Origin of the sequence: Microcoleus sp. B6-A1 (assembly GCF_036705085.1) — a bacterium.
Classification (GTDB): domain Bacteria; phylum Cyanobacteriota; class Cyanobacteriia; order Cyanobacteriales; family Microcoleaceae; genus Microcoleus.
In genome coordinates this window covers 61,441-84,540 of the sequence record NZ_JAUBTU010000025.1, presented here as the reverse complement: position 1 = coordinate 84,540, position 23,100 = coordinate 61,441, and the positions used below count along the sequence as shown (strand labels likewise).

13 protein-coding genes are annotated in these 23,100 nt (G+C 46.9%); 6 read left to right on the top strand and 7 right to left on the bottom strand.

Annotation, left to right across the window (positions count from 1 at the left end):
• Positions 1-224: 224 nt before the first annotated feature.
• Both QUB11_RS11760 and QUB11_RS11755 read left to right on the top strand, forming a co-directional pair.
• Positions 225-2,135, top strand: a complete 1,911-nt coding sequence (locus QUB11_RS11760; RefSeq protein ID WP_333202983.1) for an ATP-binding protein — start codon at positions 225-227, stop codon at positions 2,133-2,135.
• Positions 2,136-2,584: 449 nt separating this feature from the next.
• Positions 2,585-3,115 (top strand): hypothetical protein, encoded by a 531-nt coding sequence (locus QUB11_RS11755; protein ID WP_333202981.1) that lies wholly within the window; start codon positions 2,585-2,587, stop codon positions 3,113-3,115.
• Positions 3,116-3,221: 106 nt separating this feature from the next.
• On the opposite strand, the gene ilvD is transcribed toward QUB11_RS11755, so the two are convergent.
• Positions 3,222-4,907 (bottom strand): dihydroxy-acid dehydratase, encoded by a 1,686-nt coding sequence (gene ilvD / locus QUB11_RS11750; protein WP_333202979.1) that lies wholly within the window; start codon positions 4,905-4,907, stop codon positions 3,222-3,224.
• Positions 4,908-5,560: 653 nt separating this feature from the next.
• On the opposite strand from ilvD, the gene QUB11_RS11745 reads away from it, so the two are divergent.
• Positions 5,561-6,403, top strand: coding sequence for a pentapeptide repeat-containing protein (locus QUB11_RS11745; RefSeq protein ID WP_333202987.1), 843 nt, complete (start codon positions 5,561-5,563; stop codon positions 6,401-6,403).
• Positions 6,404-6,539: 136 nt separating this feature from the next.
• Complete coding sequence (locus QUB11_RS11740) at positions 6,540-7,403, top strand: sulfite exporter TauE/SafE family protein (RefSeq protein ID WP_333202978.1); 864 nt, start codon at positions 6,540-6,542, stop codon at positions 7,401-7,403.
• 156 nt (positions 7,404-7,559) lie between these two features.
• Here the strand turns inward: QUB11_RS11740 and QUB11_RS11735 are convergent, their stop codons facing one another.
• Positions 7,560-8,357 (bottom strand): hypothetical protein, encoded by a 798-nt coding sequence (locus QUB11_RS11735; RefSeq protein ID WP_333202976.1) that lies wholly within the window; start codon positions 8,355-8,357, stop codon positions 7,560-7,562.
• A 380-nt stretch (positions 8,358-8,737) separates the two neighbouring features.
• Here QUB11_RS11735 and QUB11_RS11730 point away from each other — a divergent pair, with 380 nt between their 5' ends.
• Both QUB11_RS11730 and QUB11_RS11725 read left to right on the top strand, forming a co-directional pair.
• Positions 8,738-9,079: a hypothetical protein gene (locus tag QUB11_RS11730; protein WP_333202974.1), complete on the top strand. Its 342-nt coding sequence runs from the start codon at positions 8,738-8,740 to the stop codon at positions 9,077-9,079.
• Positions 9,080-9,130: 51 nt separating this feature from the next.
• Positions 9,131-9,670, top strand: a complete 540-nt coding sequence (locus QUB11_RS11725; RefSeq protein ID WP_333202972.1) for a GIY-YIG nuclease family protein — start codon at positions 9,131-9,133, stop codon at positions 9,668-9,670.
• Positions 9,671-9,850: 180 nt separating this feature from the next.
• On the opposite strand, the gene QUB11_RS11720 is transcribed toward QUB11_RS11725, so the two are convergent.
• From QUB11_RS11720 to iscB, 5 genes are all read right to left on the bottom strand, one after another.
• Positions 9,851-11,173 carry a response regulator gene (locus QUB11_RS11720; protein WP_333202985.1) on the bottom strand — a complete coding sequence of 441 codons (1,323 nt, stop codon included), beginning with the start codon at positions 11,171-11,173 and terminating at the stop codon, positions 9,851-9,853.
• Between the two features lie 99 nt (positions 11,174-11,272).
• Entirely contained in the window at positions 11,273-15,499 is a 4,227-nt protein-coding gene (locus QUB11_RS11715) for an ATP-binding protein (RefSeq protein WP_445300765.1), read from the bottom strand.
• Between the two features lie 887 nt (positions 15,500-16,386).
• A complete protein-coding gene (locus QUB11_RS11710; protein WP_333202965.1) occupies positions 16,387-16,530 on the bottom strand; it encodes a hypothetical protein in 144 nt (47 codons plus the stop codon).
• Between the two features lie 7 nt (positions 16,531-16,537).
• Positions 16,538-21,679 carry a PAS domain S-box protein gene (locus tag QUB11_RS11705; protein ID WP_333390598.1) on the bottom strand — a complete coding sequence of 1,714 codons (5,142 nt, stop codon included), beginning with the start codon at positions 21,677-21,679 and terminating at the stop codon, positions 16,538-16,540.
• Positions 21,680-21,747: 68 nt separating this feature from the next.
• Positions 21,748-23,022: an RNA-guided endonuclease IscB gene (iscB, locus tag QUB11_RS11700; protein WP_333202961.1), complete on the bottom strand. Its 1,275-nt coding sequence runs from the start codon at positions 23,020-23,022 to the stop codon at positions 21,748-21,750.
• Between the last annotated feature and the right edge of the window lie 78 nt (positions 23,023-23,100).

Below are 23,100 nucleotides of genomic sequence, written 5' to 3'. Positions count from 1 at the left end.
GGGACGCCCATCCCACAAACTTGTGGAAGTTATTTAATTCTCATTCCTAAGTGCGTCTTGGAAGCTCTGAAAGGCGAAACGAGAAACCGGGTTTCTTAGGCAGGGTAAAAGCGTCCTAATTTACAAAAATTATCAAATTAAGTATCCATGCGGTACTCTCAAATCAGCCGCGAGTTAAGTTAGACTGAATTGTCAGTGCGTGAATTATTCACAGGTTAGCATCTATGCAGCTCAAACCTCTAAATCAGCCTTCACAAGAACTCTCTACCTCTTGCGAGCATCACATCAAAGAGAGCCAGCCACTAAAGCCCAATTATTTCGCTCACATAGCCCGTTCCTTGGGCAACCTCAGTATTCGCGACAAAATCAGCAGTGGGTACGCATTGGCTCTTTGTGTTGCGATTGGGGGAACGACTGTCGGGATGTTGGTGGGCACTCATTACTATCGCAGAACTAACAATCAAGTACACATCGATCGAGAAAGTCAGCTTTTAAATAAGTTGCAGGTGGCTTTACTGCGAACGCAAAACACCCAAGAGGGGCTGATTAACTGGCTCGACAAGCCCAAAATTTTTGACACCAAATACCAACAGCTACAAAATAATATTTACAGTTTGAAGGTTTTGCTATCTGAAGTCAAAAAATCTAAATACATGGAAGACATAGAAGGCATAGAAAAATTTAAAAAAACTTGCGATTCGCTATTGTCTAATTATCTTTTTCGATTAGAAATAGTTAATAAAAAAATCAGTAAATTGCCAAATAACCCCGCTCAACAACGTGTAAAACGTAAGTTGCTGTCGAATTTAGATCGAGATAAAATAGGGTTGGAACTAGATAGGGCTGTCAATGATATAGCAGCAATTATCGATCGCGCCCAACAACAAGAAGATGCAGGGCGGGAGGATCTGCTGCGAGCCCAGGCGCTGCGGGTGCAAATAATTTTGGGTAGCATGGTACTGTCGATCGTCGTTGCAGCAGTGCTGGCGGGCTTCACCAGTCGGGCGATCGCCAAACCCCTCGCCGCTGTAACTAAAATTGCTCAGCGAGTCACTGAAGAATCTAATTTTCAGTTGCAAGTACCAGTTACCAGCACCGATGAAGTGGGAGTATTAGCAGCTTCGCTGAATCAACTGATTCAGAAAGTAAATCAGTTGCTTCAAGAATTGAAATCTGAACAAGAAAGCCAGATACTTCAAAATGAGAAAATGGCAACTTTGGGGCGGATGTTAGCCGGTGTTGCTCACGAAGTTAACAACCCAATCAATTTTATCTATGCCAATATAGACCCAGCCAGAAATTATGTTGAAGATATTTTAGATTTGCTCAAAACTTACGAAACAGAAATTGCCAACCCGCCTGCGGCAGTGATCGAGAAAGGCGAAGAAATAGACATCGATTTTCTCAAAGAAGATTTGATCAAAATATTTGACTCGATGCAAGTAGGATCTGAAAGAGCAAAAGCTATTATCTTAAGTTTGAAAGATTTTTCTCGCCTCGATGAGGCAGCCCCTCATCCCGTCGATTTGCACGCCTGCATAGACAGCAGTTTGCTGATTCTCAACAGCCGCATCAAACAGGGCATTGAAGTGGTGCGAAATTACGGGAATATTCCGACTGTGGAAGGCTATATGGGTTTGCTTTACCAGGTGTTTGTGAACCTTCTGAACAATGCACTAGATGCTGTGGAAGAGAAAGCAAAAATTGAGAAAACCAGCTCTGAGGATGCGAAAAAACAATCGGCTTCGGACTCAAGCCAACAGAAAACACCGAGTTTTTCGCCGAGAATTGTGATTGCGACAGAATACTTGGACGACGACTCAGTGGTAGTGCGAATTTCTGATAACGGTACGGGAATAGCACCAGAGAGCCAAGAAAAAATGTTTGAAACATTCTTTACTACTAAACCCAGAGGTGTAGGTACTGGTTTGGGATTGGCAATTGGTCGCGAAATTATCGTTAATAAACACGGGGGGACAATTAACTTTTGGTCTGAGGTGGGAACGGGGACGGAATTTTCGATCGCCCTGCCGATTAAGCATGAGGATTTGATGCAAAATACGCAGGTAAAACCTCCAATTTCTCGCGATTATAATTCGCTCTGCAACGGGAACGCCAACCAAGTCCGAGGATAGAGGAACTGTAAAAACTTAAAAATTCTCAGTTTTTATATCAGTTTCAAAAAAGAAGATCACTCTCAGCCCGCAATCTAAACTCTGATGTCATAATTCATGCCAAATCAAAAATCTCACATCAAAAATCTAAAATTGTATGAGATTGCTTACTGACCGAAAGCATCAAGGATACCCGCCACGTGATTCATTCCAACGCGCAGACTCAGGGCCCAGAAATAAAAAACCTGTATCCGATAAAGGAGCCCCCGAATTTATCTCGCGCAAGTCAATGCTTCAATTCTAAAATCTAAAATCTAAAATCTAAAATCTAAAATCTAAAATCGATTGACTGGCTGTCGCTACCCCACTAAATGAGTGACAATACCCAAATCACAACTATTTTCCGTAATCTTGAAAAACAGGAGTTGCTATAATTTAAAGTTGAGAAACAACTGTACGGAGCGAAAATTATGGGACTATTTGACCAAATTTTGAGCGCGATCGACAATCCCAACCAACAAGCAAATCCCAATCAGTTGGGCAACATTATCGGTGCGGTAGAGCAGTTGAGCGGCAACCAGGGCGTCGATGCGGGTACGACTCAGCTAGCAATGTCAGTTTTGGGCGGATACGTGCGATCGGCATTGCAAAACGTGCGATCGCAGTCAGGAGACGCACAAGCTCAACAACTTGTCAACCAATTTAGCGGTACAAATCCCAATCCCCAAGCGGTACAGAGTTTGTTCGGAGTCGGCCAACTGACGCAGATAGTGAACGATATCGCCCACAGAACCGGTTTGAATAACGCCACAGTGCAGGCGATGATACCTGTTTTGGTGCCGCTCATACTGAATTTGCTACAAACCGGCGGCAACGCCCAAAATCCAGCCCAAGGCAGCAATCCCGTTTTGAATACGTTTTTAGATGCAGATGGAGACGGCGACGTAGATATTACTGACGCCATGTCGATGGCAGGCCGCTTTTTGAATCAGCGCCCTTAATTTGGGATTTTGAAACCGCAGATATCAGCGGATAGACACAGATAGGATTTTATCTGCGTTCATCTGCGTTTGTCTGCCTTCATCTGCGGTTACAAAAACTCCTACTTTAACCCAAACCTAAATCAGTCACAGCACCGATACTGCTAGAAGAAACCAACTTAGCATATTTAGCCAAAACACCCCTAGTATAGCGAGGTTGAGGAGGCTGCCAAAGAGCGCGCCGCTGCTCCAATTCTGCATCAGAAACATTGAGCTGCAACAAGCGATTTTGAGCATCAATCGTAATCGAATCGCCCTCTTTTACCAAAGCAATTGTCCCGCCAACTTGTGCTTCGGGTGCAACGTGACCGACAACCATGCCGTAAGTTCCGCCAGAGAAGCGGCCGTCAGTAATTAACCCGACAGAATCGCCTAAACCAGCGCCAATAATTGCCGAAGTTGGTGCTAACATTTCGCGCATTCCCGGCCCGCCTTTGGGCCCTTCGTAGCGGATGATAATCACATCTCCGGCTTGAATTTTGCCCGCTAAAATTGCATCCAAACAATCTTCTTCAGATTCAAATACGCGCGCTGGGCCGGTAATTTGCGGTTTTTTAACGCCAGTAATTTTAGCAACGGCTCCTTCTGTTGCCAGATTTCCCCTGAGAATTGCTAAATGTCCTTGGGCGTAAAGCGGGTTGTTCCAAGGGCGGATGACATCTTGGTCGGTGCGGGGTTCGGCTGGAATATCTGCTAACACTTCGGCAACAGTTTGACCGGTAATTGTCAGCGCGTCTCCGTGCAGCAAACCCTTTTCTAGCAGCATTTTCATTACTTGAGGAATGCCGCCGGCTTTGTGCAAATCGGTTGCTACGTATTTGCCGCTGGGTTTGAGGTCGCACAGCACTGGTACTTTTGCTCGAATAGTTTCAAAATCGTCGAGGGAAAGTTCAACGCCGATCGCATTGGAAATGGCTAATAAATGCAGCACAGCGTTGGTTGAACCGCCGACTGCCATGATGACCGCGATCGCATTTTCAAAGGCCTTGCGTGTCAAAATTTGGCTCGGTAACAACTGTTTGCGGACAGCTTCCACCAGCACTTTTGCTGATTCGGCAGCGCTGTCAGCTTTTTCGGCATCCTCAGCAGCCATTGTCGAAGAATAAGGCAAACTCATGCCCATCACTTCAAAAGCGCTAGACATCGTATTTGCTGTGAACATTCCGCCACAGGATCCCGCACCCGGACAAGCTTTTTGTTCGACTGCATTGAGTTCTGTTTGGTCAATTTTGCCCGCGCTGAATTGACCGACTGCTTCAAAAGCGCTGACAACGGTTAAATCCTGTCCGTTGTGGTGTCCTGGTTTGATCGTGCCGCCGTAAACAAAAATAGCAGGAATGTTCATGCGGGCGATCGCAATCATCGCCCCCGGCATATTTTTATCGCAACCGCCGACAGCCAGCACCCCGTCCATACTTTGGCCGTTGCAAACAGTTTCGATGGAATCAGCAATCACATCTCTCGACACCAGAGAATATTTCATCCCTTGAGTTCCCATCGAGATCCCGTCACTGATAGTAATCGTACCGAACATCTGTGGCATCGCCCCAGCTTCCCTTGCACCCGCAATAGCCCGCAAAGCGAGCTCGTTCAATCCCATATTGCAGGGCGTAATCGTGCTGTACCCGTTGGCAATCCCCACAATCGGCTTAGTGAAATCGTCGTCACCAAAACCGACTGCCCGCAGCATTGCTCGGTTGGGCGCGCGCTGCACGCCTCCAGTCACAGCTTGGCTTCTCAAATTTTCAGGCATTTTAAAATTTCCTTTCTCTGTTGTCTGTTGTCTGTTTTTCTTTGCTGCTGGCTGTTGACTGCCCAGTGCCGAGAGTTTTACGCTATTTTTAATTTTCTCAGAAGCGTTGATATTTTTGACACTCCCCACGGCCGGGGCCGGGGGATTCTTCAAGACGAACTTGAAAGGGACAGGCAAAAGTCCCCCTAGACGCTCAAAACAACTACCAGCACCAGCGGTGTTGCAATTGCGCTTACTTTCAAATTTTTTTCGCTTTCTGAGTCCACCACAAAAGCCAGATAGGTACGCTCCTCACTCTGCCATTATTTGCCCTTTAAGTATTCCGCATCAAAGGCGGATATCTCCGTTGCCGGGATTCCTCCGTACTAGAATGATTCCTCACGTAGATGGTTGTTCTTACTTGCTACTCAAACTATATCAAATACTGAAGGCGGTTGAAACCGCTACCGACTTATCCCCACGGCCGGGGCCGGGGGCCCGGCGGGCTCGTTCTTCGGTCAGGCCTTTTAACAAGCAGTGGCACAGCAGTGCCCGGAAAGCAATGCAAAAATTCTACAGATACTACAGCGTGCAGAGTGAATACCGTGGTTATCTGGGATGATGTGGTAACACCCATCACTCTAACGTTTAAAAAAAATTGCGAGGCGAATGACATGGAGGCCGATCGAATTCTGAGGCAATATGCGGCCGGAGAAAGAAATTTTCGAGAAATTAACCTCGCCGGGACCGACTTAAAAGGGGTAAACCTCAGCGAGGCTAACTTTACCAGAGCGAATTTCCAAGACGCAAACCTCAAAGGCGCTAACCTGACGGGAGCGAACTTGCGCGAGGTGAAATTGGCAGGGGTGGACATGACAGAAGCCAACCTCAGCGAAGCAAATCTCATCGGTACCGATTTGAGCCGTGCCAATCTCAGCGGGGCTAACCTGATGGGAGCCAACCTGCGCGGCTCAATGGCCAGAGAAGTCAACATGACCAAGGCTAATTTGACCGAAGCTAATTTGACCGAAGCCAACTTTACCGAAGCGAATTTGTTTGCGGCCAACTTAACCGACGCTAGCATGATTCGCATTAATTTGATGAAGGCAAATTTGAGTTGGTCAACTCTCAAAGCGGTAAACCTGACAAATGCCATCCTCAGCGAGTCGCTTTTAGAAAGAGCTAATCTGACTCAGGCAATTCTCAGCGGGGCGATGGTGAGCGGGGCCAACCTGACTGGTGCAGACTTGCGCCAAGTAACGATGGTTGGAGCTAATCTCACGGACGCTAATCTGAGCAATGCTAATTTGAGAGTTGCTAATGTGAGTTGGTCAACGCTGGCAAGAGCTAATTTGAGCGGTGCTAATTTGTACCGTGCCAAGCTGTGCTGGTCTAATTTTAGCGGGGCGGTTTTGGTGGAAGCGGTTTTGATTGATGCTAATCTCAATCGAACTAACTTCCGGGATGCAGATTTGAGGCGGGCAATTATGCCGGATGGCACGACTAATGATTCTTAAAATTTGATTGTTGACTGTTGACTGTTGATTGTTGACTGTTGATTGTTGACTACTGACTACTGACTACTGACTAATGACTACTGACTAATGACTACTGACTAATGACTACTGACTACTGACTAATGACTAATGACTAATGAGTATCAGTGAATTATTGATGTTGGGTGCGGCGGGAATTTTTGCGGGCATTCTAGCTGGATTTTTGGGTATCGGCGGCGGTACGGTGCTGGTGCCTTTGTTGGTGGCTCTCAATTACGCTCCGGTGCAAGCGGTTGCTACTAGCGGTTTGTCGATCGTGATTACAGCTATTTCTGGCAGCATCCAGAATTGGCGCATGGGCTACCTCAACTTGAGCCAAGTCGCAGGCATCGGATTTCCAGCCGTCATCACAGCACAAATCGGTGCTTATTTGGCGGGGATATTTCCGCCTTACTTGCTGTTGCTTACTTTTGGGTTGTTGCTGTGGCTGAATATTTATTTGATTGAAGTTCGCAAGCACCTGACAGCTAAGAAGAAAGCGGAACTAGAACAAGGGGAACTGGGAGGACAAGCGGGACAAGGAGAAAATGCTCAATTACCAATTACCAATCACGAATTACCCAATAATTCAAATATTTTATTCCATCCAACTTTTGCTAAAATTGCTACCGGCAGTGCGGCGGGTTTATTAGCGGGTTTGTTCGGCGTAGGCGGCGGCGTAATTATGGTTCCCCTGCAAATTTTGCTGTTAGGAGAAAGCATTAAAACCGCAATTCAAACCAGCTTGGGCGTCATCGTCATCACGGCAATTTCGGCGACGGCGGGACACGCGGCGCGCGGGAATGTTTTGTGGGTTGTGGGGTTAATTCTTGGCGGCGGCGGTTTGTTGGGCGCGCAGGTGAGCACGCGGTTTTTGCCGAGATTGCCCGATCGTATAGTTAGTTTAGCTTTTCGATCGCTCTTGGCAATCTTATCGATTTATGTTTTCTGGCAAGCTTGGCAAAAATTTATTAACGGGTAATTGGTAATTGAGGCAGAGCCTCCGGGTATGTATTCCCAGGCAGAGCCTGGGAACAAGGTTAAGGCTACAATGACAGTTGACAGTTGAAGTTGACAGTTGACAGTTGACAGTTGACTACTAACTAATTACTACTGACTACTGACTACTGACTACTGACTACTGACTAAGTTTCTTCACGGCGCGAGTCAGACGCTGTAAATAAGGCTTGACAATTTCTTGATTTTGTCGCTGCAATTCGGAAACTTGCTGCTGCAAATGCTGAATCTCGGTTTGCAGCATCCCTGTGTCTATTGTGGGTCGATCGAGCAAGTCCTGCAATTGCTTTAGAGAACCTTGGATTGTATCCAAGTCTACTTCGTTCGATCGCTCCTGCAACTGAGCCGTAATAGTTTTAACTTCAGTTAACTTTTCGCCCATCAATAAAAATCGGACGTTGACATTTTCCCAATCATGCTCTCTCAGGGCGCTAGTTTCCAAAATGCGGACTTTCTGCTGCAAATCCGACAGTTGCGTGTTGAAATCCTGAGAATCTGCAGGCAGCGCCTGGGCTTGGCGTTCGAGGGAGGCTACGGCAGCTTGTACCTCGGCAATGACGCCGGATTCCAAGCCGAGGAGTTTTTGCTGCAAGTCGGAGACGGCGGTGTAGAGTTCCGCAGGTTCTCCAGGTAGTATCTGAACTTGCTGCGAGCGACGTTCTGCTGCGGCCTGTACGTCCGTAATCGCAGAATTTGCCTTTTGTTGCATTTGTTGCTCGAAACGCTGGCGATTGGCGAGATTTAGCGAGAGTGCTGCAGTTAAGGGGGCGGCAGCGTAGAGAATTTGGCCCGACAATACAGCAGCAATCGTGCCCATCGCTGAACCAGCAACAGAGGCGTATTCTGCCAATTCTAGCCAGTCCGGCTGGTTCGGGGCACTTCTGGAAGCTGGGAATGATGCTTTTTCAATCTTCTGCATAGCCTTTTAGTCGTAGTCGGATAGATGGCGATACCGACATGATAAAAGCGATCGGCAAATAAATCAGGCCTATTTGTCAAAATTTCGGGATTGTGGTATTTTCATTGACCGAAAGCATCCAGGATACAAGCCGCCGGATTCATCCGTCCAGAAATAAAAAACCTGTATCCGATGAAACTTGCCCCCAGAATTTATCCGTAGGGTCAATGCTTCAATCCTTTAATCTAAAATCTAAAATCTAAAATCTAAAATCGATTGACCTCGTGCCGAATACGTTCTGCGTTTAAAACGCTCAGTCTCAGGTAAAATTCAGGATTAAGTCGATCGCTCAACAGTTAACCAATAACCATTCACCGCCGTCTGTCAGGAGTATACAGAAAATGGGTCTTAAGATTATTGAAAGCTACGATAGCAGTTTTGTCCTCGAACCCGATACTAAAACTGCACTGTTCGGTTTATTAACCGGTGAAAGCTTTGTCAAACAAATAGCGCTACAATTGCAATGCTCGCGCATTGAGTTTGCCGAGTTACTTTTCCAGCCAGTCCCTTACAGCAGCGAGACGCCGAAGGGAATGCCTGCGGAATTTGAAAAGTATCATCAATCGAGCGATTTTGCGATCGTCAACGTCCCGCCTAATTTCATGTTCCAAGCCAAAATATTTAAACCCAGCCGCCTCTGTGCCATTTATCGAGTTTTTAAGACTGAGGTAAAGGCTGGTTAATCTGTGGTTTAATCTAAAATCTAAAATCTAAAATCTAAAATCTAAAATCGGATGACAGAAGACATTCAATCTCTCGCCAGCTTAGAATTCATTCCCTACATAGACTCCGAGGGAAAATTGCCCGATTTTGTCCAGGGAAAAATTGGCGTTTACGCGATTTTTGACAGCGAGAAAGTGCTGCAATTTGTAGGCTATTCTCGCGACATTTACCTCAGCCTCAAACAGCATTTGGTACGCCAAACCCAGTATTGCTACTGGCTGAAAGTCCAAACTATTGACAAGCCCAGCCGCACTATTCTAGAAAGCATCCGATCAAGTTGGATTGCCGAAAACGGTTCCCAACCCCAGGGTAACGGTGCTGATGCTGCCAAGTGGAATGATCCCATCGACACCAAAACTGTGATGACTGCCCAAGAAACGGCAAATTATGAAGGTATCTTCGCCGATGAAATTGCCAAAGATAAATTGTTAAAAAATGTCGCACGGCGCGTGGAAAATGAAATTTTCGCGCTGCTGAAAGCTCGCGGCGTAACTGAAGAAATCCGGTTTAATCCCAAGCTGAAAACTAGCGGATTGCTGGATTTAAAGTAAATACCATAGTCCTTACTATGAACCGTAGGGAAATGCCCTTGCTCTGTCCATAATTTCCGTGCGGGACAAGGCATTGCCGTTTCCATAATCTCCGCGCCGGACACGGCAATGCAGTCTCCCTACAGATGCTCGGCTACAATGTCTCTGATATATCATCTCCGTCTGTTAACATTTTAACAGTTAAAATTTAACAGATATCGGAATCTGCACAATTAACTTGGTTCCTCGACCCGGAGCAGAAATACAACTGATTTGACCTCGATGTTTTTCCACTACAATATCGTGACTGATTGCCAACCCTAATCCAGTACCGCGGCCTACAGGCTTCGTAGTAAAAAATGGGTCAAATATCTGGTGGCGCACTTCCTCACTCATCCCACAACCGTTATCGGCAATGTGAATAACAACGGATTTATAGTTGTGAGTGGCTAATTTTGAATCTTGATTGTGCAGGGCCGATTCTGACTCACAACTTACGGAAGTGCTGATGGTAATTTTTCGGGGAGACGGTTGATTTTCCAGGGCATCAATAGCATTAGTTAACAGGTTCATGAACACCTGATTTAACTCACTGGCGTAACAGGTGACTCTGGGCAGTGGGCTGTAGTTTTTAATAACCTCTATCTCACCAGCTTTGTTTGTTCCCTTTAGCCGATGTTGCAAAATAACTAAAGTATTGTCAATGCCTTCATGAATATCGACTCGCTTGTACTTTTGTTCGCCAAGGCGGGTGAAGTTCCGCAAAGACATCACAATTTCGCTAATCCGAGAAGCACCCTCTGTCATCGACTTCAGCAGTTTTGGATAATCCTCTGCGATGAATTCGGGTTGAACCTCATCTAATTCGCTGATAATTTCTGCAACGGGGTGCGGGTAGTAATGTCGGTACAATTCGAGGAGGCGAAGCAAATCTCGTGCATAGTCCGCCGCTAGAGCAATATTACCGTAGATAAAGCTGACGGGATTGTTGATTTCGTGAGCAATTCCTGCCGCTAGCTGACCTAAAGAAGCCATTTTTTCCTTCTGTATTAACTGAGCTTGAGTTTTCTTTAGTTCAGTTACGCTTTGTTCGAGTTGCTTGGCATAGGATTGTGTTTGCTGGAACAACTGGCGCTGCACGAGTTGATTTGAGACGCGGGCGATAACTTCTTGTTCGTGAAATGGTTTTGTGATATAATCTATACCACCAACTTCAAAGGCTTTGATTTTATCTAATACTTCATTCAAAGCACTGATAAAAATAATTGGAATGTCCTTGGTTGTGGGAGAAGCTTTCAATGCTTGGCAGACTTTGTAGCCGTCCATACCGGGCATCATGATGTCGAGCAAAATCAAGTCAGGAGGAGTTAATTCGATCGACCGCAGCGCTAGTTTGCCGTCGGGTGCGGTGCGTGTTTTGTACCCTTGCTGCGAGAGTATTTGAGCTAAAAGTTGCAAATTAGCCGGAATATCATCAACAATTAAAATATTCCCTTTTATGACGGGAGTTGATTCGTAATTCATATCTAGTGCTGTAAAATAACCTTTATAGGTTGTAGTGAGTACGATCGCCCGATGGGGTTTTATGAGGACGATCGTACTCACTACGAACCGGGTATAATATCAATTCTCTTTCGTTTCGGGATGGATAAGAGCTAGTATTTGATTGAACTGAAACTCGTTAGCTAATGCGGCTAGAGCGCTAGCTAAAGCGTCATTGCGATCGCGAATTTGCTCAATGTGGATCAGAATTAACTCTAAATCGCACTCAATTGTCGCTTTCTCTAAAGCTGCCAGCCAATCTGCGGGTAAAGCTGCCAGACTCTCTGGAGTCGGAGCCTCAATTTGAGTTGACTCGGGAACACTCTCCGGTTCACCGTAAATGTAACGCACTCCCAGATGTTTGTGCAGGGTGGCAAAAATTTCTGTATCTCGAAAGGGTTTGTGGATAAAGTCATCGCAATCATCTGATACAGTAACGGTTTTCGCTTCCTTGGCGTTACCGGCACTCACGGCAATAATTGCCGTAGCTTGACCTTTAACGGTGGCTTTAATGCGTTTGGTCGCTTCATGTCCATCCATCACGGGCATCCACATATCCATAAAAATTAAGTGTGGCTCAAAACTCGACCACATTTCAATAGCTTCCATACCATTGCTGGCTTCTTCGAGTTCAAAGTTAAAGCCAGCGAGGAGTTTGATCAGCAGTTGGCGGTTGTCCGCTCGATCGTCCACAATCAAAATACGATAGCGCGGCTGATTGCGTTCCAGCGCTATCACCCGACGCGGTGGCTGTACGGGTTGAGTCGGGGGGGCATCAACGGCGGTGACGGGGATATCAAACGCGAAGGTGGTGCCGCGTCCTACTTCACTGCGTACAGTAATGATGCTGCCCATCAGCTTGATAAACTGTTGGCTGATAGCCAGCCCCAAGCCTGTTCCTTGCTGAGATTTTGTTCCTGTTTTGGTTTGCACAAAGGCTTGAAAAAGCTTATCTAACTCATCAGCAGCTATGCCGGCACCCGTGTCTTCTATTTCAAAATGTAATTGGTAATTACTGATGGGTAATTGCTGATTTTCACTCTCAGTCACCGCACTTACTCTTAACCTAATTACTCCTTGTTTCGTAAATTTAATGGCGTTAGAAAGCAGATTGATTAAAACTTGGCGCAACTTCATTTGATCGGTTCGTATGTATTCGGGAGTTTCGCTAGAGCAGTCAAATATTAACTGCAATTGTTGCTCCATTGCCTGGAGTTGAAACATCTCTTCCAGATCGTTCAACAGGCTGCTTAATTGAAAGTCTGTTGGGTTGATTGTAATGCGTCCCGCCTCTATTTTGGCTAAATCTAATATTTGATTGATCAGAGCGAGCAAGTGTTCTCCGCTACGGTTGATAATGCGGATATTTTCCTGTTGTTCGCGAGTGAGGTTGGTAGAGCGCTGCATCAATTGGGAGAATCCCAGAATTGCGTTTAGCGGGGTGCGGAGTTCGTGGCTCATATTTGCCAGGAAAGTGCTTTTGGCAAGGTTGGCGGCTTCTGCAGCCCAGGCGGCTTGTTGGAGCTGTACTGCTTGCTGTTGAGTCGCTTCGAGCAATTGAGCTTGTTGTAAGGCGACTCCTAGTTGAGTGCTAATTTGCAGCCCAATATTGATTTCTGCTTCGCGCCAAGTGCGGGGTACAGAATTTTGATAGCTGGCGAGCAAACCCCAAAGTTGGCTGCCGCAAAATATGGGGAAAATAACGTAGGCTCTAGCTTGAAATTGTTTTAACAGTTCTAGGTAACAAGGACTCAACCCAGCGGTGTATATGTCTTCAATGATGCGGTAAGGAACGCCTCTAGCATACATACCACCTTGATTTCTTTGTAGATAGGTATCCAGCACTGGTTCACCGGAGGCTTGCATAGTTTTCACGGTACAGCGAGAGTCTTCGACTAGAGTGTTTGGCACATTAAAATCGTCGGCTTGTGGGATCAGAGACTTCCAGCCGGCAGCCATTGATTCGGCAACAAATTCCCCGCTCCAATCAGGATTAAAGCGATAGATACCGACACGATCGCATTTTAGGGTTTGTCGCAGTTCAGAGGTTGTGGTTTTGAATATTGTGTCAATATCTAAGGATTGACGGATGCGATCGATGCTGCGGGCGATGGCTTGTTCTCCCTGGGCGCTTTCTCGCAAAGCTGACTCGGCTTGTTTGCGATCGCTAATATCCAAGACAGTGCCGAACAAACGGAGCAAATGCCCTTTTTCATCATAAACAGGTTTCCCTCGAACTTCAATGTAACTGATCGAGCCATCTCTTCGGAGCAGCCGCAGATCTATTTCAAAGCTTTGCCCGGACATAGCTTGATCGCGCACCATTGTCAGATAGCGCGATCGATCTTCAGGATGAAAACGCTCGATTAATTGTTCGTTTGGCAGCGGTTTTTGAGTAGGATCGAGCTCATAAATGCGATAGAGTTCTTCACTCCAAGTGGTTGTTGCTGTGGCGATATCGTGTTCCCAACTGCCAATACGGGCAATTTTTTGGGCTTCCAGCAGTCGGGATTCAGCCAACTGGCGATCGCTAATGTCGCGGGCTACCCAAACAGCGGAGCTATCGGACAGTGGCGAAATTTTAGCAGCAAACCAAACTTCTTGGTTATTAATCTGCATCCTGTAATCAAAACTAATAGTTTGTTGGGTTTCCAATGCCTGTTGAACTTGAGCGAAATAAATCTCCTCGTTTTCCTCGTGAAATAATTGTTCGATGATGGAGTCGATCTGATTCGTCTGATAGTTGTATTGATAAATCCCCTTTGTCGGTATAATCTGGATACTTTTTTCGGTCTGGTTAAATATCAATACAACATCGGTTATCGACTCAAATATTTTTACAATTTCCTCGGCAGAAGTGTAAAGTTTTTGTTCGAGCAATTGGCGATTGGCAATTTCATCTTGTAATAGTTCGTTAGCACGAGCTAAGGCGCCGGTACGTTCGGCAACTTCGGCGGCTAAAGTGTGATTGTAGTCAGTTAATATTTTTTCAGCTTGTTTGCGCTGTGCGATGTTAGAAAAAATAGTGATGGCATAAATAATATTTCCGCCTTCGTCAAAAATTGGTGTGGCGCGCACCTCAAAAGGAATAAATTTCCCATCTCGATAAAGTTCTATATCTTCAAGGAATACCGTTTCGCCGCGCAGTGCTCGGAATGCAGGCAGTTCTTCAATTGGATACGGCTGGTTTTGGCGGTACAGTTGATAAACTTCTACTGCTTCTTCTAAAGTCGCATCGGGGATAGTTTCTACGCCGAGCCAATGCTTGGCAGTTTCGTTGAAGTACACGACTTTACCCGACACATCGTGGATAGATACTCCCGCAGGTATGGCTTCGATAAATTGCTGGAGTTGGCTCTCGCTCTGCGCTAAAGCTTCATTTAAAGATTTTTGGTCTGCAAAAGCCTGTTGCAGTTGCGCTGCCATAAAATTGAAGGAATTGGCGAGTTCTCCGACTTCATCGAAGCGTCTAATTTCTAAAGGTTGATCCCATTCGCCTTTTGCAACTTTTTTGGCGGCGGTATTCAAGCGCATAATTGGCTTTGTTACCCAACGGGAAGTCAAAAATCCGATCGCGATTCCCAGCGGCAGTGTACCCGTCAATAACCACAATGTATTGCGCGTATTTGCTTGAATCGGAGCCATGAAATCCGACTCTGGCACCACCACCACAATCAACCAATCCAAACCACGGACATCTCGATAGGGAGTGACGCGGACAAACTGCCTATCGCCCTTGCTCGCCAGCGTAAATCGCTGAGTTGTTTGCAGGGTGCGGAAGTTGCCAAAGCGGTTGGCGAGTTGTCGAGCAATATCTCGCGTTCGGGCATCCTTGCTGTTGGTGGCTAGCAATGGCGTCGGTTGCTTTTTTGCTGATGCCACCAAGGGTGTTTCTAGTGTAGATGTGGCAATCTGATTGCCCGATCGATCCATAATAAAAGTTTGTCCCGACGCCGAGAAGTGCAGCCTAGCCAAAAAGGCATTGATTGCCGAGAGTCCATTATTATCGGTGAGGCGATCGCTAATTCGCTCTCCTACTTGTTCGATTAGCTGATGCGCTACATCCTCGACTGATTCCTGACCGCTTTTGAAAGAAAGAAAGCTCACTAGCCCGACGGCGCTGACTGTTTGCAAAACAAAGGGAACAATCAGAACCATTCGCAGCGGAAGCTTGCTGAAAAGTTTGGCGGCTGGGCGGCTGAAGGGATACATGGGCATGGGTGTGAACCAATTGTGCTGGCGATCGTATTTTAACTGCTGTAGCGATTGGTTCGCCCTAAAAACTGTGAAAATTTCCGCGCGGTTCAATATACCCAACTACTAGCGAAGATTGGACGCTGATGTCAAAATTTGCTGGGAGCATCTCATATTTGTAAAAACACTTCTTCTGGCTCCTTCCTTCTTCCTTCTTCCTTCTTCCTCTTTTCTCCTGGCTCCTGACTCCTGACTCCTAACTCGAATTTCTAGCTTGGCGGCAAAAGTGAGATGCTCTCAATTTGCTTCTGTCACTTCTGTTTCTAGCTGTTTGGCATTTGATTGATTTTTACTTACAAAAACTGTGATAACTTTTCTAATTTCTTTGTGTGTATCGGCAATCATGTTGTTAATTAAAAGCCAGCAGGGGCGGGTTTATGAGATTGTAGATTATGGGCAATTATTATATCAAATCCGTTAGCATCGGAATAGTAAATTCGAGTTGACTGTTGACTGTTGACTGTTGACTGTTGACTGTTGACTGTGAACATCATTCCGGTGTAACTCATATGTTGCACCATTCTCAAGAACGGGCTCTCCGGCCCGTTCCACAAACAGTAGATTTGCTTGTGGAACAGGCCGGAAAGCCTGTTCCTAAAAGGCTAATTGAGAATCGTGCAACATAATGAGGTGTAACCGGAAATGATATTATTGGTGAACCCGCTCCTACAAGATTTAACATCATACAAATCTGAATCAAACGGAAATGATATTATTTGTGCGTTCATCGAACCCGATCGCCCTACTGCAAATTTGCTAACTTGGCTAAAACGGTGGCGAAGAGAGCGGGTTCGATCGGCTTTGTTAAGTGTTCGTTGTAACTGAGATGTTGCACCATTCTCAATTACTTGTTTAGGAACAGGCAAGATGCCTGTTCCACAAAGAGTGAATTTTCTTGTGGAACGGGCCGGAGAGCCCGTTCTTGACAATGGTGCAAGATATCAGTTGTAACCAGTGGCGATCGCCCGATCGCGCTCTTCTTCGCTAGCATAAGCTGTCAGCGCCACAGCCGGCAAGCGCTTGATTTTGTCGGATGCGGACGATCGCACTTTGCTGATCAGCCAGTAGCCGTCCTCAACGGGCATAGCGATATCACTGACTAAAATATCCGGTGGCGACTCCTCTCAACTGCCCCATCTTACTCCGAGGCTGTTTGAAAGGCAGTGTCACCGTAAATGTCGCACCCTGGTCTTTACCGGGACTTTCCGCAGTCACAGTGCCTCCGTGGAGTTGCACCAAGTGCTCGACGATCGCCAATCCCAGTCCCAAACCGCCCTCAGCCTTAGTTTTCGAGGCGTCTGCTTGTCGGAAGCGATCGAACACGTAGGGCAGAAAATCAGCAGGAATGCCCTTTCCGGTATCGCTGACAGTAATTTGCACGTAATTGGGTGATGAGGAATCGCTAACAGCCACCGCAGACAAGCGCACTTGCACATTTCCCCCCGAAGGCGTAAACTTCACGGCGTTAGTCAGCAAATTCCACACTACCTGCTGCAACCTCTGGGCGTCGCCCCACATCAAGCTGACTGAGGGGTCAAGTTCTAACGAAACGGTGACAGACTTGGCCTCGGCTGCCAAACGAACTGAATTATGAGCCGCCTCGATCGTCCTTACCATGTAGAACCAGCCGGGTTTCAGGGCCAGCTTGCCTTGAATAATCCGGGAAACGTCGAGCAAATCTTCTACTAGCTGGATCTGCACCTTCGACTGACGCTCGATGGCTTCCAAACCGCAAGCTAATTTATCTTGGTTGTAAGGGTGGGCGCGCAGGATCTGTGTCCACCCCTGAATCACATTTAAAGGCGTTCGCAATTCGTGGGAAAGAGAGTCTAGAAACTCGTCTTTCCGGCGGCTGATAGCTTCTGCTTCCGCCCGCGCGGCCTGTTCGCGCTCGAGCAACTGAGCGCGTTGGGCCTCGACTTGCTTGCGATCGCTGATGTCGGCGATGATTGACATACAGTTGATATTGCCGTTGCTGTCACGGACTGGAGTTGCCCACAAACTGATGTCGATCGAGCTGCCGTCTTTCCTTTGGCGGTAGGTTTCCATGCCGGCGATCGCCTTTCCTTGGCGAATTTTTTTCAAATTAGCCGTGAATTCTTCCCGCTTGTCTGCGGGAACGCTGGGCACAAATTGACCTACCGCTTCTGATTCAGGCCAGCCAAAAATCCTCTCGGCGGCTGGGTTCCACATTTTCACAGTGCCGTCGTCGCAGTCCAAAACGGTAATTGCTAGGGGACAAGCCTGAATCAAGGCTTCTAAAGTTTGATTGAGGTGCGATCGCGCTGCTTCTGCTTGTTTGCGATCGGTGATATCGACGTTCACCCCGATCATCCGCACAGGCAAACCGATCTCGTCCTGAAATACCTTAGCCCTGCAAGCAATCCAGCCCACGCTTTTGTCCGGGCGGCAGATGCGGAACTCAATGTTTAATTCCTCCCCGGACGCCCCCGCAGCTTGCACCTGCTGTTCGGTAACAGCGCGATCGTCTGGATGCACCCTTTCCACCCAACTTTGATAGCTGTCGATCCCGCCTGCAGGCAGCCCGTACAAAGCCTCTAATTCCGGCGTCCCCGCGATCTCATTGGTTTGGACGTTCCATTCAAAAGTTCCGATTTTGCCTGCTTGCTGAGCGATTTGCAGCCGTTCTTGATTGTGTTTGAGTTCTGCTTCCACCCGCGCGATCTCGGTCAAGTCGATGTAGAATGCGACGATCGTCTCTGGTTCGCGATCGTCCGGGCACAGGGTCGTCCCGCCCATCAGAATTGGCACGCGGCTGCCATCTTTGCGGATATACTCTTTCTTGAAAGGAGTTGCGACTCCCTGAGCCCGCAGTTCTTGGGCCGCTAAGGCGTCGAGGTGCAGGTATTCGGGTGGGGTCATTCTGTCCCACCGCATTTTAGCAGAGAGCAAGTCTGACCGGGTGTAGCCGACCATGTTGAGCAGGGATTGGTTGGCGTAGGCGATGCGGCCGCTAAAATCGCCGATCGCAACTCCGAAAATATTTGACTCGAACAGCCGCCGGAATATGGCTTCGCTTTGCTGCATTACCCGTTTTGCTTGTTTGCGATCGGTAATTTCGGCAATCACGGTGCTGACTCCCAGCAGTGTTCCTGATTCATCACTCACTGGGTAAAAGCTGATTTGCCAATCCCGCAAAACTCCCGGCTGTTGCTTGGTTTCGGCCTTAATTTCCAAGTCGAGCACGGGGGTTTGCGTCGCCAGCACTTGGCGGTAAATCTGCTCTACCATATCGGCCATTTCGGGAATTACTTCTCTAACGGTGCGCCCGATGTGCTCTGCGATCGATCGGCCGTTGATCGCAGCGAGGCATTCGTTCAGGCGGATGTAGCGCAAATTGGTATCGACAAAGCACAGCCCGACTGGTGTGGTTTTGTAAACTAAGTCGAGTTCTGCTAGTTGGCGGCGAATGCGTATTTCGTTTTCTCGAAGTTGATTTTGGGCTTGTTTGCGATCGGTGATATCGAGTACGAAGAATGCTCCTTTGTCTTGGCATCCTTGGAAGTTTCCGCCGCCCACTAAAACTGGGAAGCGCGTGCCGTCTTTGCGGATATATTCTTTTTCAAAAGGCGCGCAACTTCCTTCTGCTTCGACTTGTGCGAGGGCGATGCGATCGAGTTCTAGATATTCCGGCGCGGTGAGTTCGAGCCAGCGGATCTGTCCTGAAACTAAGTCTTCCCTTGTATATCCGATCATTTCCAGCAAGGCGTCGTTAGCGTCAGTAACTTCGCCGTTGGCATCCCAGAAACCGATGCCGATCATGTTAGATTCTACCACACTGCGGAAGCGCATTTCGCTTTCCCGCAAAGCTAATTCTGTTTGTTTTTCTGCGGTAATATCTGTAATAATTAGGCCGGCTCCGATTATTTCTTCTCTTTCATTTTTCACTGGGTAGTAGTTGGCTAGCCAGTAACCGAAATATCCCGGTTTCCCATCAGGTTCGCCGCTCATTTCTAAGTTTAAAACAGGCTGACCGGTTGCTAAAACTTGCTGAATTATCGGCGCAAATTTGGCTGCATGTTCTGGCAACAATTGCCGGAAGTCTTGGCCGAGATGCTGTTCTATCGGCAAACCGTTGAGTTCTGCTAATACTTGATTGATACGAATGAAGCGCATTTCGCGATCCATAAAGCAAATCGCTAGGGGAGATGCTTCTAACAGCGAGTCAATTAAGGCGAAGGATTCGGATGTTTGAGATAGTGCTTGTTGCGCTTCAGTGTAAAGTCGGGCGTTGTCTAGGGCGATCGCCACGCGGTATGCTAAATCTTCTAGCATTGCCATGTCTTCTGCACTGTAGCGGCGGCCAAACTTTGAGGTAAAGCAAGTGATGGAACCCATTACACGCCCGCGAGCCCTCAGTGGTACGCAAGCGTGAGATCCGATATTGAGCGATTCCCTACGGGATAGCTTCGCTTCACGCAATATTTCCAATTCTGCTGCATTTTCGGCTCCTGCTGCTAAAATCTCCTCATCCACTTCGGCAATTAATTCGGATTTTCCGCTGCGGATTACCAGCGGATAGCCGTTAACAGCATTGTCGGCGATCGGGCTTCGGATTGTGAAGTTATTAATAGTCTCAACCGTGGAGGGTTCTGCGTGAGCCACAGCGACTAGACGCACTTTTGAGTCGCTTTCGGTCAAATGAATGCAGCACCCGTCGGCGATCGAATTTATTGCTAATTCTGCTACCTTTTGCAGCACCGTTTCCCCGTCAAACGCAGCAGCCAGCATTTTGCTGACTTCTGCTAAAAATGCCGAGCGCTGCTGTTCTATTTGCGCTTTTTCCCTCGCTGTTTGCTCGATTGTTAACTGCAATCTTTGAGTTTCCGCAAGTTTTATTTCTGTAATATCGCGGGCAACAATTAAGGCTGATTCTGGTACGCCGTTTTTGTCAAATTCGGGAACTACGCGGGATTGATAACTTCGGATGCCGTTGATTGAGAAAGCCTGAAATTCGACAATTTCTTCGCAACCGGTTTCTAACACTTTGTGCAGGGTTTCATCCCACACCTGGCACTGTTCCGGCGGTATTCCTATTTCTTGACTGGTTTTACCCAGGAAGAATGAAATTGGTTTTCCTTGGCTTCTTTCAACTGCTTGATTGACATAAATATAACGCAGATCTTTGTCAGTGCGGATAATTACATCTGGCGTATTTTCTAGCAGCGTTCTCAGTTGTTGTTCGCTGTTTGCCAATGCTGCTTGCGCTTGTTGTCTTTCGGTGACATCTCGCACCGTGCCCACATATCCGATGAGTTCGCCGGAGTCCGAGAACATCCGCGAGGCACAAACGTTAATCCAGCGCACAATCCCTTCTGGTGTTTGCAGGCGATACTCGATCGCATATTCCCCACCTTGCCGAGTATAATCCAGCCATCGGCTCAATACGCGATCGCAGTCTTCCGGGTGAATGCACTTCTCCCAACCGTATCCTAAAAGTTCTGTCAAACTCAAGCCACAAATAGCCTGACAGCGTGGGTTTGCATAGGTATAGCGCCCCTCACAATCTGCGATAAAAATGCCCACAGGCGAACAGGAACTTAAACAGCGAAATCGTTCTTCTTGAGCTTGCAGCGCTTCTTTAGCTACTGTCAGTTCTGCTGTGCGTTCTTTGACGCGGCTTTCTAGTTTAGTGTAGGATAAAGCCAGGGCTATTTCTGCTTCCTGGCGATCGGTAATATCAATGCCAGTTCCTATTACATATTCGACCAAACCTTCGCCATTCAGCGTCACAGTATTAGACCAAGAAATTAAGCGTTTCGATCCGTCTTTACTGCGCCAATAGTTTTGATATTCGCTGTTAAAATGTTCTACTTTTAGCTGGGCAAAAACTGTTTTAACCGGTTCTATTTCTTCGGGGATTAAGAACAAATCCCAAACATATTTATGGATAACTTCTGCTGTCGAGTAGCCGGTAGTTTTTTCGCAAGCTTGGTTAAAGCGGACAATCCGTCCTTGGCTGTCGAGAACTACTATCAAGCAAGCTGTCGTGTCAATTACTTTTGAAATAATATTACGTTCTATTTCTAGTTCTTCTTCTGCGGACTTTAAGCCAGCATACCAAGCGATAACGGCAGCGACCAAAAGTAAGATTGCAGGAGCTGCCTGGAAGGAAAACAGTAACAGAGTTGTCAGCAGTAAAGCCGTGCCGGCGCTAAATGTAGCAATGCTGTAAGATTTAAGGGGTAAGGGCAAGACCTGAAACCGAGTCATTTTTGTTGACCTGTAGCGATGGCGCGATCGGATCAAATCTAATCGCTTATTCAGTGGACAAAAGTGGATTATGCGGCATAACTGTATCCATCGACTCTATGAACCGCAAGGCAATATTTAGCCCTAACTGGGCTAACCTTGCCCACCTGTGTAACCATTTCAAACACCCCCGTTGCGCGAACACTTAAGCGCCCAACATGAGTTCCGGCAAATTTCCCAGTAGGCAAAATAGCACGAATTATATCGCCAGTTTGAAAGCCAAAAAAAGCTTTTTGTCTAGTACGATGTCTGATTGGAAACCCATATTTGTTAGTCGTGCACATTCGGCGAGTTTCCCATCCTTTTGCAGTTATCAGTAAGGGCTTGGTAATTTTTATCGACAACTTTTCCACCACGCCAACACAAGCAGCGTCTAAGTAGTGACGCTTTTGAACACCTAATTTGACGCGATTGAATTTGGTTCGGCCACCAGTCCCAAGGGAGACTGGCAATCCAGTTTCTTTAAGCCTTTGATACAATGACCATCGGGTAGAGTTAACCGCAGCAGCATCTTTTAATGGTAATTTTGAAGCGGCTAAAATCCGCCTGAGAACATCAGGTTTCTTACTTAGGAATTTCTCAATTGGGTCATTTCCTTTTTTCTGGTTGCAATCATGGCAAGCCAAGGTAAGGTTGCTAACCCGATTTGTCCCCCCTTTGCTCGACGCCAAAATATGCTCAATTTCTAACCGAGTATTTTCTACTCCACAGTAAGCGCATTTCCTTCCCCATTTTGCTAACAAATATTCCTTGACTTCAAACCCTGCTAACTCGCCTCTTTGATACTCTGTACCACTGATTTCCGGGTTCATCAAAGCTTGCGTATCAAACCGTACTAACTCCTGAGAAATACCCGTAATAGGCGCCCACTTTATGAGCCTATTCACCCAAGTTAGAGTAGTTTTCACTCGATGATCTAGCGTCGGAGCTAACCAGCCTTTTTTACGGGTTCTATTGAGAAATCGTGGTTGACGATAACGAGTTTTACGATGCCGCCGATTACGACGAATGGCTCTGCGGGATTCCAATGAATCTTTGATCGCTTGCCCACGATGGGTTAATTCAGCACCCCAGATAACCGCATCATTCGAGAGTAATGCTAGGCCAGTAGTTTTAGATCCCGGGTCTATTTTTAACTGGATAGGCTGAGTTATTTCTGCTGATACAGTTTTTAAGATGATCGTAAAAGGAAAGTGACGAAAAACGGCAGCTTTTCTTTGGGTAAGAAGTAAACGAGCTAACCCTGGATGAACAGGATTAAGGGGGCGTTTGTTGGTGTCAATAACAAAGACAAAGTTGGACATCTTATTTAAAACTCTGATTGCTCAGGTAATTTTTTCCTCGTCAAAGTTACTCCGGCTTGTTTGGCTCAACTCACTTCC

Coding starts and splice junctions, on each gene's coding strand:
- QUB11_RS11730 (WP_333202974.1), top strand. CDS start 8,738: ATGGGTCTTAAGATTATTGAAAGCTACGATAGCAGTTTTGTCCTCGAA.
- QUB11_RS11755 (WP_333202981.1), top strand. CDS start 2,585: ATGGGACTATTTGACCAAATTTTGAGCGCGATCGACAATCCCAACCAA.
- QUB11_RS11705 (WP_333390598.1), bottom strand. CDS start 21,679: ATGACTCGGTTTCAGGTCTTGCCCTTACCCCTTAAATCTTACAGCATT.
- QUB11_RS11720 (WP_333202985.1), bottom strand. CDS start 11,173: ATGAATTACGAATCAACTCCCGTCATAAAAGGGAATATTTTAATTGTT.
- QUB11_RS11745 (WP_333202987.1), top strand. CDS start 5,561: ATGGAGGCCGATCGAATTCTGAGGCAATATGCGGCCGGAGAAAGAAAT.
- ilvD (WP_333202979.1), bottom strand. CDS start 4,907: ATGCCTGAAAATTTGAGAAGCCAAGCTGTGACTGGAGGCGTGCAGCGC.
- QUB11_RS11735 (WP_333202976.1), bottom strand. CDS start 8,357: ATGCAGAAGATTGAAAAAGCATCATTCCCAGCTTCCAGAAGTGCCCCG.
- QUB11_RS11760 (WP_333202983.1), top strand. CDS start 225: ATGCAGCTCAAACCTCTAAATCAGCCTTCACAAGAACTCTCTACCTCT.
- QUB11_RS11740 (WP_333202978.1), top strand. CDS start 6,540: ATGAGTATCAGTGAATTATTGATGTTGGGTGCGGCGGGAATTTTTGCG.
- QUB11_RS11710 (WP_333202965.1), bottom strand. CDS start 16,530: ATGCCCGTTGAGGACGGCTACTGGCTGATCAGCAAAGTGCGATCGTCC.
- iscB (WP_333202961.1), bottom strand. CDS start 23,022: ATGTCCAACTTTGTCTTTGTTATTGACACCAACAAACGCCCCCTTAAT.
- QUB11_RS11725 (WP_333202972.1), top strand. CDS start 9,131: ATGACAGAAGACATTCAATCTCTCGCCAGCTTAGAATTCATTCCCTAC.